Annotated in this window: 14 protein-coding genes; 5 read left to right on the top strand and 9 right to left on the bottom strand. The window is 66.3% G+C overall.

The features are described 5' to 3' along the window. The first annotated feature begins 120 nt into the window (after nt 1-120). On the top strand, nt 121-1365 hold the full coding sequence (locus WKW82_RS27415; RefSeq protein WP_340345727.1) for an acyl-CoA dehydrogenase family protein: 1245 nt from the start codon (nt 121-123) through the stop codon (nt 1363-1365). 91 nt (nt 1366-1456) lie between these two features. Here WKW82_RS27415 and WKW82_RS27410 read toward each other — a convergent pair whose 3' ends face one another. From WKW82_RS27410 to WKW82_RS27375, 8 genes are read right to left on the bottom strand one after another with little or no spacing between them, the layout of a single operon-like run. Beyond that, nucleotides 1457-2422 (bottom strand): MBL fold metallo-hydrolase, encoded by a 966-nt coding sequence (locus tag WKW82_RS27410; RefSeq protein ID WP_340345726.1) that lies wholly within the window; start codon nt 2420-2422, stop codon nt 1457-1459. Between the two features lie 38 nt (nt 2423-2460). Then, on the bottom strand, nt 2461-3528 hold the full coding sequence (locus WKW82_RS27405) for an Ldh family oxidoreductase (protein WP_340345724.1): 1068 nt from the start codon (nt 3526-3528) through the stop codon (nt 2461-2463). Nucleotides 3529-3547: 19 nt separating this feature from the next. Continuing rightward, nucleotides 3548-4525 carry a Bug family tripartite tricarboxylate transporter substrate binding protein gene (locus tag WKW82_RS27400; RefSeq protein ID WP_340345723.1) on the bottom strand — a complete coding sequence of 326 codons (978 nt, stop codon included), beginning with the start codon at nt 4523-4525 and terminating at the stop codon, nt 3548-3550. A gap of 23 nt (nt 4526-4548) precedes the next feature. After that, the gene (locus WKW82_RS27395) at nt 4549-5394 is read right to left on the bottom strand and encodes an ABC transporter substrate-binding protein (RefSeq protein WP_340345722.1); all 846 of its coding nucleotides are present in this window, start codon (nt 5392-5394) and stop codon (nt 4549-4551) included. A 16-nt stretch (nt 5395-5410) separates the two neighbouring features. After that, nucleotides 5411-6781: an MmgE/PrpD family protein gene (locus tag WKW82_RS27390; RefSeq protein ID WP_340345721.1), complete on the bottom strand. Its 1371-nt coding sequence runs from the start codon at nt 6779-6781 to the stop codon at nt 5411-5413. 52 nt (nt 6782-6833) lie between these two features. After that, nucleotides 6834-7805 (bottom strand): Bug family tripartite tricarboxylate transporter substrate binding protein, encoded by a 972-nt coding sequence (locus WKW82_RS27385; RefSeq protein ID WP_340345720.1) that lies wholly within the window; start codon nt 7803-7805, stop codon nt 6834-6836. Between the two features lie 41 nt (nt 7806-7846). Then, nucleotides 7847-8539, bottom strand: coding sequence for a GntR family transcriptional regulator (locus WKW82_RS27380; protein ID WP_340345719.1), 693 nt, complete (start codon nt 8537-8539; stop codon nt 7847-7849). 18 nt (nt 8540-8557) lie between these two features. Beyond that, entirely contained in the window at nt 8558-8728 is a 171-nt protein-coding gene (locus tag WKW82_RS27375) for a hypothetical protein (protein ID WP_340345717.1), read from the bottom strand. A gap of 146 nt (nt 8729-8874) precedes the next feature. Between WKW82_RS27375 and WKW82_RS27370 the strand changes: the two genes are divergently transcribed. Genes WKW82_RS27370 through WKW82_RS27360 form a run of 3 tightly spaced genes read left to right on the top strand, consistent with a single transcriptional unit; the run spans nt 8875 to nt 11396 of the window. Then, nucleotides 8875-10080: a M20 aminoacylase family protein gene (locus WKW82_RS27370; RefSeq protein WP_340345716.1), complete on the top strand. Its 1206-nt coding sequence runs from the start codon at nt 8875-8877 to the stop codon at nt 10078-10080. Between the two features lie 54 nt (nt 10081-10134). Further along, nucleotides 10135-11031, top strand: a complete 897-nt coding sequence (locus tag WKW82_RS27365; RefSeq protein WP_340345715.1) for an MFS transporter — start codon at nt 10135-10137, stop codon at nt 11029-11031. Then, nucleotides 10983-11396 (top strand): MFS transporter, encoded by a 414-nt coding sequence (locus WKW82_RS27360; RefSeq protein WP_340345714.1) that lies wholly within the window; start codon nt 10983-10985, stop codon nt 11394-11396. Before WKW82_RS27365 ends, WKW82_RS27360 begins: the two co-directional genes overlap by 49 nt. A gap of 21 nt (nt 11397-11417) precedes the next feature. On the opposite strand, the gene WKW82_RS27355 is transcribed toward WKW82_RS27360, so the two are convergent. Beyond that, nucleotides 11418-11834 (bottom strand): hypothetical protein, encoded by a 417-nt coding sequence (locus tag WKW82_RS27355; RefSeq protein WP_340345713.1) that lies wholly within the window; start codon nt 11832-11834, stop codon nt 11418-11420. Between the two features lie 99 nt (nt 11835-11933). On the opposite strand from WKW82_RS27355, the gene WKW82_RS27350 reads away from it, so the two are divergent. Continuing rightward, nucleotides 11934-12284, top strand: a complete 351-nt coding sequence (locus WKW82_RS27350; RefSeq protein WP_340345712.1) for a DOPA 4,5-dioxygenase family protein — start codon at nt 11934-11936, stop codon at nt 12282-12284. Nucleotides 12285-12560: the final 276 nt, after the last annotated feature.

Genomic DNA, 12560 nt, shown 5'->3' with positions numbered 1-12560 from the left:
CCGTAGCCGATCCGGGCACCATGGAGCCGCTTCATTCGAACTGCTCGATGCCACTGAGAACCAGGACAACCAGCAGCCCCGCGTCGTGCACCACACCAACCCTGACCCGAAGAACATCGCATGGAATTTGCCTACACCCCCAAGGTTCAGAGCCTGCGCACCCGCCTGCTCGATTTCATGGACGAGCACATCTACCCGAACGAGCGGCGCCAGGCCGAGGAAGCGCATCAGTCGTACCTGAACGCGCTGAAGAGCGGTGGCCTCTACACCGGCCTGCCGCTGTTGGAGGAACTCAAGGCGAAGGCCAGGGCGGCCGGCTTGTGGAACCTCTTCCTGCCCGAGGCTTCGCACGGTGCCGGGTTGACGAATCTCGAGTACGCACCCTTGTGCGAGATCATGGGCAGGCGCTACTGGAGCGCCGAGGCCTTCAATTGCAGTGCGCCGGACACGGGCAACACCGAGGTGATCGCGCGCTACGGCTCGGAAGCGCAAAAGGCGCGCTGGCTGCAACCGCTGCTCGATGGCGAGATTCGCTCGGCCTTCGCGATGACGGAGCCAGCGGTCGCATCTTCCGATGCCACCAACATCACCTGCAGCATCCGGCGCGAAGGCGATGAGTACGTCATCGACGGACGAAAGTGGTACATCACCGGTGCGATGAACGAGCGCTGCAAGCTGTTCATCCTGATGGGAAAGACCGACCCGGACAACGCGAATCGCCACCGGCAGCAGTCGATGATCATCGTGCCCGCCGATACCCCGGGCATCACGGTCGTGCGCGACATGGCGCTGGTCAATCACTATGACGCGCCCTTCGGTCACCCCGAGGTTGTGTTCGAGAACGTGCGAGTTCCGGCGGACAACATCCTGTTGGGCGAAGGTCGAGGCTTCGAGATCGCGCAGGGTCGGCTGGGACCGGGCCGCATACATCACTGCATGCGAATGATCGGCATGGCCGAGTCGGCGTTGGAGATGATGTGCGAGCGCGTGGTTTCGCGCGTTGCCTTTGGCAAGCCGCTGGCCGAACAGGGTGTCTGGCGCGAACGCATCGCCAAGGCCCGGATGCTCATCGAACAAACGCGGTGGATGGTCTTGCATGCGGCCTGGCGCATGGACACGGTGGGCAACAAGGTTGCAGCGTCTGAAATCGCAATGATCAAGGTCATCGCACCCAACAACTGCATCCAGGTGATCGACGACGCGATGCAGGCCTTCGGCGCGATGGGCTTGAGCCAGGACACGCTGCTCGTGAACTTCTGGGCCTACGCCCGCCATCTCCGCGTCGCCGACGGCCCGGACGAAGTGCACCGCAACGCGATCGCCAAGCACGAACTGGCGGGCTACGCCAATCCCAAGGGGAAATGACGGACGGGTTCGGCAGCACGTTCATCAGCGCTTTGGCAATCCAGTTTCAGCCTGGCGCGGCGTGCGAAGTCCTTCCGACCCGTCGCCGCGGTCATTCCGTCGCCACAGCCTTCCCCGCTCCGTCGAACACCATCGTCTTCCCCGACAACGGCACGTACGCCGCCATCTTCGCGGCCTTCAGGAAGGTCTCCGTCTTGCTGCCCGGGCGAACCTTGCCGCCCACCGTGCCAACCTCGTTCGCATGCGACACGATGACGGACGTGGGCTTCACCAGTTCGTTCATCACATAGGCCGCCTCGGCGGGTCCGGTGGTGAAGCCGTCGCCGATGTTCATCACGGCGAGCTTCGCCTTGTAGTGGTCGCGCACCACGCGTTCCTGATCGGCCAGGATGCCGGTGTCGCCGGAGAGATAGGCCACCAGGCCGTTGCTGAAGGTGAGCACGTAGCCCGTTGCGTCGCCCACGTTGCCGGCGATGCCCGCGTCCTTCATAGCCTTGCCGAGGTCGCCACCGACATAGTCCGGGTCCACGCCGTTGCTGTGCAGGGCCAGCACCGTCGCGATGCGCACGCCGCCGACCACCACGCTGCCGCCGAAGCGGGCCAGCATCGAGTTCGCCGGATCGCCGCCGTTGGCCTTGAGCTTGGCGGCGAAGAAGGGCGGCATTTCGCTGCCAGTGACGATCTTCGACTTCTTCGCGAGCGCGATCTCCACGGCGCTGGTGTTGGGCAGGGCTGAGACCGACACATCAGGGCTCGCGCAGGTGCCCGAGTTCGGCTCCTTGTTGTGCGCGTTGCCGACGTGGTCGCCATGCATGTGGCTGACCAGGATGATGTCGATCTTGCCCAGGCGCGGATCGTTGGCGCCGGCCACGGTGCGGCCCGGGTCGTAGAGGATGCGCGTGCCATTCGGGTCCTCGAACACCAGCGCGCGGTCTTGCGGGCAGAACTCGCCATCGATGCCGCCCAGCGGCGTCACCTTCACGTTCTGGGCGAGGGCGGGAAGGGCCAGCGCGGCAAGTACGGCGGCCGTGGCGGTGAACTTGATCGAGCGCTTCATGGAAGTCCTCTTGGTTGATGGCGCAGGGAAAGTGATGGTCAAGCTGGCGCAAGTCGCGCGAGCGGGGAGACGCCCGTCTCGGCAGCCAGCGTGTCGAGTTCATCGAGCAACGTTGGCGGAAGCGGGATGCCCTCCTGCGCATGCTTGCGGCGCTTGTCGAAGCTCTGCTCGCCGGGCAGCCAGATGCGCTCCACGTTGGCCATCCGCTCGCTGCCGCGGATGTCGCGCACCAGCGTGTCGACCGCGTGCTTGAACACCGCAGGGTCGCCGAAGGCCGCCAAATCGATGACCAGGATCGCCTGCCCGGTGTTGGTGACCGAGACATGGTCGGCATTGAAGTCGACGACGTCCCGGCCCATCGCCGCGCCGCCGAGCGTACCGGCCAGCAGGCCGACGATGAGTGCGAGGCCGTAGCCCTTGTAGCCGCCGATGGGCAACAGGAAGCCTTCGTTCGAACGCTGGGGGTCGAGCAACGGTTCGCCCTGCCGGTCGACCATCCAGCCCGGCGGCATCTGCTCGCCGCGCTTGGCCAGCGCCTTGACCTTGCCGTAGGCGGCCACCGTCGTCGCCATGTCCAGCACAACGGGCGGCTCGTCGCCAGTCGGGATGCCGGCCGCGATCGGGTTCGTCGACAGCAGCGCCTCGGTGCCACCCCACGGCGGCAGGTGGTTGGCATTGCCGACCGCGAAGTAGAGCCCGAGCATGTCGTGCTGCAACGGCCTGCGCGCATACAGCGACGCGGGTCCTGCATGGTTGCTGAAGCGCGTGCCCACCCATGCGACACCTGCGCTGCGCGCCTTCTCGATGGCAATGTCCACGGCCCGCGTCACGACCAGGTGCCCCATGCCGTTGTCGCCATCGACCACCGCCATGGCCGCGCGTTCGTGTACCACGCGGATGTGCGGATGCTTGTTGATGCCGCCGGCGCGCAGGCGCTTGAGATAGGGCAGCAGGCGGATGACGCCGTGGCCGTCGCTGCCCTGCAAGTCGGCCTCTGCCATCAGTGCGGCGACCGTTTTCGCATCGGCCGGCGGCAGGCCCTCCTTGACGAAGACGGCCTCGATGAAGTCTTGCAGCGCGTCTTGTGAAACCCGAAGTGTGTTCATGGAGATATCTCAGGGGCCTTCATTCAGCCTTGATGCCTCGGTCGATGATGAGCTTTCGATAGAGCGCGTACTGCGCCTTCAGCGCCTGGCCGAACTCGGCCGCCGGCATGCCGCGGGGCGTCACGCCAATGGACGACAGCTTCTCCTTCATCGCCGGATCGGCCAGCACCTTGCTGATCTCGGCGTTGAGGCGGCCCACGATCTCCTTCGGCGTGCCCGCAGGGGCCACCAACGCAAACCACGAGTTGAAGGTGAAGTCGGGCGTGCCAGCTTCGGCAAAGGTCGGCACGTCCGGAAACTGCGGTTGCCGTGCCGCCGACGACACCGCCAACAGACGCAGCTTACCCGCCTGAACCAGCGAGACCACCGTGCCCAGCCCCTGCATGCACACGTCGACTTCACCCGCTGCAGCCGCAATTGCCGCCGGCGTCGCACCCTTGTACGGCACATGCAGCAGGTCGATGCCCACGCGTCCGCAGAGCAGCGCCATGCCGATGTGCTGCGGGCTGCCATTCCCGCCCGAGCCATAGGTCAGCTTGCCCGGCGCGGCCTTGGCCGCCGCAATGAAATCGGCGAGCGTGCGCCAGGGCGAGTCGGCCTTCACGACCAGGCCCCATTCGACGGTGCCGACCAGCGACACCGGCTCGAAGTCGGTGAGCGCGTTCCACGTCATGTGCGCTTGCATGTTGGGCACCATGGTCAGCACGCTGTCGTTGAAGCCGCCCAGCGTGTAGCCGTCCGGCGCGGCGCGCGCCACCTTCTCCGCGCCGATCAACCCCGCCGAGCCGGGGATGTTCTCGATCACGAAGGCCTGGCCGAGGCCTTCCGACATCTTCTGCATCACGACGCGGGCTGCGTTGTCGACGGCGCTGCCGGGCGCGAGCGGGATGACCAGGCGGATCGGCTTGGTCGGCCATGCGCCCTGCGCCAACGCGCGAAGCGGAAGACAGGCGGTGGAGGCAAGGGCGGCGATGGCCGAGCGGCGTGTGCAGGACATGGAGTTCATTCGTGAGAGAAGGGTCAGGAGGTCCGGGCACGCGGCGGCGCGACAGCAGCGCCTTCGATGCCATGCCGCTGCAGAGAGGCCGCGACGAATCCGGAGGATTTCATTTCCTCGATGAAGCCGCTCAACCAGGCCTGCGCGGCGGTCCGGCCCTTGGGCACGCCCATGGCCTGCTCGATCACCATGAAGCGGCCGGGCAACAGGCGCACGTTGCCGACGCGTTTGGCGTCCGCTTCCAACTGTTGCTTGACGCCCGCGGCAACCTCCAGGCTCTGCGCCACGAAGAGGTCGGTGACGGCGGGCGAGGTCGCGGCGCGAACCAGCGTGGCCGACTTGATCTCGCGCGTGAGGTACAGGTCGTAGGCGCTGCCGCGGCCCACGGCGATGCGCGTGCCGGCTCGGTCAACATCCTCGTTGCGACGCAGCGCGGAATCGTTGCGCACAAGGTAGGCGCCCTCGATGATCACGTAGGGCGCGGTGTAGTCCATGTCGGCCCCGCGCACCGGATCGATTGCGACGAAGGCCAGGTCGACTGCGCGCGCCTTGACCGCATCGACGACGTTGCCGGCGGAGTTGAATAGCACCAGATCCACAGGCAAGCCGAGCCGTCGCGCGGCCTCGCGCGCGAGGTCCACCGACACACCGCGCGGCTCGCCGTCCGCGCCCCGGTTGGCAAGGATCGGATTGCCGAAGTTGATGGCCGCGCGCAGCTTGCCCGTGCCGCCAAGCTCAGCGATGGCGCCTTGGCGCGGGTCGGGGCCGGTGGTTGCACAGCCGGCCAGCACGAGCGCTGCCGAGGCGCAGAACGCCCGGCGGGTGCCGTCGAATCCAGCGGGCGAAGGAGAGTCGTTGCGTTGCTTCATTCTTGTTTCCGTGGACCTACGGCTGCGCCAGCGCAGTCAAGCTGCGAACGTCCGGTGCCTCGCCCAGCGACCAGCAAGCCTTGAGCAATTCCTCGCTCCTCGACGCACCAAGAATGGCATCGGACAAGCCGTGAAACTTGCGCTCCAGGTCCGCATTGCTCATCGGCCGCTGCATCGAGCCGATCGCGTGTTCCACGAACACATGCTCGCGCCGCCCATCGGCAAGCACCGCGGTCACGTCCGCGCTCGCCTCGTCGATGCTGTCGTCCACCGTGGCGATGACCTTGCGGCGCAACGCGACCACATCGGCACGCGTCACGATGTCGTCGGCGAACTCTTCCTCCGCCGCACGCCCGAAGATCAGGCCCGCCGCGCACCCGTGGTAGACGCTGAACTTGCCCTGCAAGCCATCGGCCGGCTCCTTCTTGCCGGTGAGTTCGAGCACCAGCGAATGCACCTTGAGTTCGATGCGCTCGACCTGCCCGGGTGCGATGCCGCGCTCGCGCAATTGCACGCAGGCATCGATGCTCGGGTGGATCACGATGCCGCAGGCAAAGGGCTTGTAGCTGTTGAACGAGATCTCGAAACGTTCGCCCAGTTCGTCCGTGACCTCGTTCCAGGCATGCTTCGTCGACACCACCTGCGCCCAGCCGCGCGGCGCTTCGATCGCCTTCGGGCTCGCGGTGTAGCCATGCTTCGCCATCAACGCGGACATCAGGCCGGCACGGGCCGCACCGCCGGGGTGGAAGGGCTTGGTCATGGTCCCGAATTGCTCTCGCAGGCCGACCGGCTGCGACGCGGCGATGCCCAGCGCCATCTGCGTGCGCTCCGCGTCCAGCCCCAGCAAGCGGGCACAACCCGCAGCCGCACCGAACATGCCGGTGGTGCCCGTGATATGCCAGCCACGGTCGTAGTGGTCCGGGTAGACCGTGTTGCCGAGCCGGCAGGCCACGTCGATGCCCAGCACCAGTGCATCGAGAAGCTCGCGCCCGCTCGCACCGGTGTGCTCCGCCAGCGCCAGCAGCGCCGAGGCCACCGGGCCAGCCGGATGGATGATGGTCTTGAGGTGCGTGTCGTCGAAATCGAAGGTGTGCGAGCTGATGCCGTTGAGCATCGCCGCACTGGCCATGTCGACCTTGTCGGTGCGGCCGAGGAGGGTGGCTTGCGGCGCGGGTTGAAGCTCTTGCACCGCAGCCAATGCGGCCTCGACTGCCTCATGCTTCGCAGCGCCGACTGCGCAGCCCAGCCAGTTGAGGAAGGTGCGGTGCGCCTCGTGATCCACCGCATCGCTCCAGCCGCGCGATGGATGGTTCGCGACGAATTCGGCCAGGACGCGGGTGATGGGCGGGGCGTTATGGTCTGCCGCGACCTGGGTATTGCGTGCCATAGGTGGAATGATCTTCAGAAGGTGTGAGTGAATCTGGTGTGGGCCATTCTTTTTAGTTCTCGAGCACGATGTTGCGTTCGCGTGCCAGTTGGGTCCACCGCGCGACGTCTGCGCGGATGTATTCGCCGAATTCCTTCGAGGTCATCGGCATCGGTTGCACAGCCTCGACGGCGAGCTTGTCGGCCAGGTCGGGCGCTCGGAGCACGGTATTGAGCGAGTCGTTCAACTGCCCCACCACGTCGGTCGGAATGCCCGCGGGGCCGACCACGCCATACCACTGCATCGCATCGAAGCCCGTCAGGCCGAGTTCCTCCAGCGTCGGCACATCCTTGATCTGCGGATGCCGTTCCTTGCCGGTCACCGCCAGCGCGCGTACGCGGCCCGACTTGATGTATTGCATGGCCGCGGCCAGGCCGGGGAACATGGCTTGCGTCTGTCCGCCGATCAGGTCGGTGAAGGCGGGCGCGATGCCGCGGTAGGGCACGTGCGTCATTTCCACGTCGGTCTGCCCCTTGAACAGTTCCATCGTCAGGTGCGTGAGCGAACCCTGGCCGGCCGAGCCGTAGCTGAGCTTGCCGGGGTTGGCCTTGGCATGCGCGATGAACTGCTGGAAGTCCTTGGCAGGCACGACCACGTTGACGACCAGCACGTTGGGCGTGCCGCCGATCATGCCGATGGGCGTGAAGTCCTTGACCGGGTCGTAGGGCAGCTTGCGCGTGGCGGGGCTGGTGCCGTGTGTGGCGACGTAGCCCTGCATGAGGGTGTAGCCGTCCGCCGGTGCGCGCGCCGTGTTCTGCGATGCGATCACGCCGCCGCCGCCGGCCTGGTTGTCGACCACGAAGGGCTGGTTGAGCAGCTTCCCCCAGCGCTCCGTCACCGTGCGTCCCACCATGTCGCTGCCGCCGCCGGCCGACACTGGCACGATGTAGCGGATGGGTTTGGACGGGAAGGGCTGCGCACGGGCGAGGCCGTGAAGGCCCAGCAGGGCGGCGGGGAGCGCGAGGTTGAAGGCACGGCGATGCATGGAGGTTCTCCTTGGCTCGTGAAATGCAGCGTCGCCTGCATTCAGTTGCGGGTGCGCTGCAGGCGGTCATAGGCGTCGCCCACATGGCGCGCCATGAGGTCTTCGCAACGGGCGACGTCGCCCTTGCGCAGGGCCCGCGCGATCCGCGTGTGATCGACGATGGACGCGCGCATGCCGGTGTCCTGCGAGAGGTTCTTCAGCCGCGACAGGTGCAGCTTCTGCACGATGCCCTGGTAGGCGGCGGCCAGCGCATGGTTGCCGGCGGCCTCGACGATGGCCCAGTGGAAGTGCAGGTTCTCACGGTAGTAGCGCTGCACGTCGTGCGCTGCAAAGGCTTCGGTCATGACGACGATCGAGGCATCGAGCACATCGGCCAGCGCCACGCGCGCCGCGGTCTCCAGCCGCGCCACGCGCCGGCCCGCATAGCCGTCCAGCAGCCCGCGCATCTCGTAAAGCTCGCGCACTTCCTCCGCGTCCGGTTCGCGCACGAACACGCCGGCATGCTTGCGCGCAACCACCAGGCCGGTGCTTTCGAGTTCGCGCAGGGCCTCGCGCACAGGCACCCGGGAGATGCCCAGGCGTCCGGCGACGTCGGGTTCGTTGATGCGCTGGCCGGGCTGCAACTCGCCACGCAGGATCATCGCCAGCATGTCGTCACGAACCAGCTTGGCGAGCGGTATGTCGCGTACCGTCGAGAGGTGATCGGGCGTCGTCGCCGAGAGCCAGGGCATCATGTCGAAGCCTTTCGTTTGTTAAATATCGTATACGACATACCAAATCGCGACCAGTGCCTGCACATCGGGAAAAGTACCCGGACGGGTGGTCGACAGCGTCTGCACGACGCGAGGGCCGGTGATGTGGCGCGGATTGAAACCTGACCATCCGGTCAGGAAGCTGCTTGGTGATTCGGGGTCTGCGTCCATTGAAAGCGCCGCCGGAAATGGCTAGGCTCTCGAGCGGTTCACGCGTCGAAGATCCCGCAAGTTCACTCCGAAGGATAGAAACCCGTGAGCGCCGCCCGGCCACCCGAAGGCGCTCGCACCGCAGCGCGAAAGCGCGGAGGTTAGTCATGAGCACTGAAGCGACGTTGCAGGCGCTGCGGCCCCATGCCGATGAATTCATCGCCATCCGCCGCGACATCCACCATCACCCCGAGCTTTCCTTCAAGGAGCAGCGCACCAGCGACCTGGTCGCCGAGCGCCTGAAGGAATGGGGCTACGCGGTGGAGCGCGGCCTGGGCGGCACCGGGTTGGTGGGCCAGTTGCAGCGCGGCAGCGGGACGCGCTCGATCGGCCTGCGCGCCGACATGGACGCGCTGCCGATCAAGGAAGAGACCGGCCTCAAGTACGCGAGCCGCAATGCCGGCGTGATGCATGCCTGCGGCCACGACGGCCATACCGCGATGCTGCTCGGCGCGGCCAAGTCGCTGGCGGAGCGCTCGCAGTTCTCCGGCACGCTGAACCTGATCTTCCAGCCGGCCGAGGAATACGGCACGCGCGAGAGCGGCGCGATGCGCATGATGGATGACGGCCTGTTCGAGAAGTACCCCTGCGACGCCATCTTCGCCATGCACAACATGCCGGGGCATCCGCAGGGCAAGCTGGTGTTCCGTGACGGGCCGATGATGGCTTCGTCCGACAAGGTCTTCATCACGCTGAATGGTCGCGGCGGCCATGCCGCGATGCCGCACCGCGCGGCCGATCCGCTGGTTGCGGCGGCCAGCCTGGTGATGGCCTTGCAGACAGTGGTCTCGCGCAATGTCGATCCGCAGCAGACGGCGGTGGTCACGGTCGGCATGCTGCAATCGGGCATCGCCAACAACGTGATCCCGCAAAGTGCGCGGCTGGCGCTGAGCGTGCGCGCACTGGAGCAGAGCGTGCGCGACCTGCTGCAGAAGCGCATCACCGAACTCACGCACGCGCAGGCGCAGAGCTTCGGCGTCACGGCGGAGGTCGACTACCAGCGCGGCTATTCGGCGCTGGTCAACACGCTTGCAGAAACCGAGTTCGCGCGGCGCGTCGGCATCGAACTGGTGGGTGCCGATCACGTCACGCTGCATGGCCCGGCGCTCACCGGCAGCGAGGACTTCGCCTTCATGCTCGAGAAGCGCCCCGGCTGCTACCTGCTGATCGGCAATGGCGATGGCGACAGTGCCGGCGCCTGCATGGTGCACAACCCGGCCTACGACTTCAACGACGACAACGTCGTGATCGGCGCGGCCTATTGGACCCGCCTGGCCGAGCGCTACCTGAGCGACGCGCCACTGGCCGCCTGACCGCTTCTTCCAGCCCTGCGAGGGCAACGTCCACTACAACATCAAGAGGGCGACATGAGCACCACAAACCGGAACCAGCGCACAGCCACCTTCCAGCACGCCGCGACGGATGTGTACAGCGGCGGCGCCGCACCGCGCACCGAGCGCGTCTCGCGCAGCATCGTCGCCGCCACGGTGGCCGGCAACGCGATGGAGTTCTACGACTTCACCACCTATGCCTTCTTCGCGGTCTACATCGGCAAGGCTTTCTTCCCCGCCTCCACGCCGCTGATGAGCCTGCTGCTGTCGGTGGCGGTGTTCGGCGTCGGATTCGTCACGCGGCCGATCGGTGGTGTGCTGATCGGCGCCTTTGCCGACCGCGCCGGGCGCAAACCGGCAATGCTGCTGACCATCGCGCTCATCACGATCGGCACGCTGGGCCTGGCGCTGACGCCGTCTTACGCGAGCATCGGCATGGCGGCGCCGATCATCGTGGTGCTCTGTCGGCTGGTGCAAGGGCTCGCGCTCGGCGGCGAGGTCGGGCCGTCGACGGCTTTTCTCATCGAGATCGCGCCCACCGGACAGCGCGGGCTCTACGGCAGTTGGCAACTCGCCAGCCAGGGCCTTGCCGCGCTGGTGGCGGGAACCATCGGCGTGGCGCTGACGATCTCGCTGACGCCGGAGCAGATGCTGGCCTGGGGCTGGCGCGTGCCCTTCATCCTGGGTCTGCTGCTGATCCCGATCGCCATCTACCTGCGCCGCCGCATGCCAGAGACGCTCGAGCATGGCCCCGTCGAAACAGCCGGCGGCGCCAAGCGCGAGGGCCTCGGCAGTTACACCAAGCTGATCCTGCTGGGCATCCTGGTAGTGATGGGCGGCACCGTGTCGACCTGTTCGGACTCGCGACCTTCGTCTTCTCGCTGGTGGGCGGCTGGCTGGCCGACCGCTACGGCCGCCTCTGGATCATGGTGATTCCGCGCGTGGCGCTGGCGCTGCTGACCTACCCGGCCTTCATGCTGCTGATCGAGCACACCAGCTTCACCAACCTGCTGCTCGTGACCACGCTGCTGGGCGGCATGACGGCGATCAGCGGTGCCGCATCGCTGGTGATCGTCCCCGAACTCCTGCCCAACCACTTGCGCGCGCTGGGCATGTCGATCGCCTACGCGGTGGGCGTGTCCTTGTTCGGCGGCACCACGCAGTTCATCATCACCTGGCTGATCGGCGCCACCGGCAATCCGGCGGCACCGGCCTGGTATGTGACGGGCACCAGCATCATCTGCGTGCTGGCCATGCTCGCCTTGCCGGAGACGCGCAGCAAGACGCTGGAGCGCTGAGCGGTTCGAAGTAACGCCTCCCTAAGCGCTGGCCCGGCCCGTCACGCGCGCCCACAGTGCGCGAAGCCGTCGCGCGCGATCCTCGAACACGTAAGAGCCGGCGAGCGAGAGCAACCCCGAGACGATGCCCGTGATGATGGCTTCCAGGTGGAAGTAGCCGTAGTGGCTCTCGTGCGCATAGCTGTCGCCCAGAATCGTCAGCAGGCCCACGACCAGCGCGGTGCCGTAGCGGTTGGCATAGAGCCTGCCCGCCGGCGTGAAGGTCAACAGCACGGCGAGGATGCCCGTGATGAGGCCCGTCTGCAGCGCAGTCACCCAGTGCGGCAGGCTCAGCAGATTGCCAAGGCTCCCCGGCATGCAGGTCATGCAGGCGCTGGTGGGCTGCCAGAAGCGCTGGACGAACAGGAGCAGGCGGCGCTTCCACGGGATAGGGTTCACGGGCGTTCCTTGTGCTTTCCTTGTGCGTGGGCATTGTGAATCCGCGGGGCGCGCGCGTCACGCAACACGCAACGCAGGCAGGCGCCTAGACTCGGCCCCATGAACCCGCTGAACCCCATCGCCACCATCGAGAGCTGGCACGCCCATGTGTATTTCGATGCCTCGTCGCGAGACGCCGCGTGGGCGCTGCGCGAGACCATCGAGAAGGAACTGGCCGGGCGCATGGAGATGGGGCGATTTCATGAAAAGCCGGTGGGTCCGCATCCGATGTGGAGCTACCAGTTGGCCATCCCCGCAGCCGACTTTTCCGATGTGATCGGCTGGCTTGCGCTCAACCACGGTGCGCTGGACGTGTTCGTTCATCCGAACACTGGCGACGACCTTCGCGACCATCGGGACCGCGCGATGTGGCTCGGCAAGTCCTATTCGCTGGACCTGGCGATTTTTTGACTTTGAGCGGACCGCCTTAGGCTGGTCCCGCTTAAATGTTAAAGGAAGGGTTAGGCGTCAGTGCTCAATGGCAACTTGAGCCCAATATTGAACAGCAAACTCCCGATCGATACCGACTGGGGCGGTCATGATTCTTACCCGCGTTCCGGTTGGCAAAACACCTAGCAGGCTGCTGAAATACTCCCCGCCGGTCGGCGCGCGATGATGCCCAAGCGTTGGAAGTTGATCCCCCGACAGTTGCAATCAAGACCCCAGAAGATGCGCGGAGCCGATACC

The organism is Variovorax rhizosphaerae (assembly GCF_037889975.1).
Classification (GTDB): domain Bacteria; phylum Pseudomonadota; class Gammaproteobacteria; order Burkholderiales; family Burkholderiaceae_C; genus Variovorax; species Variovorax rhizosphaerae.
This window is presented reverse-complemented; position numbering and strand designations above follow the sequence as displayed.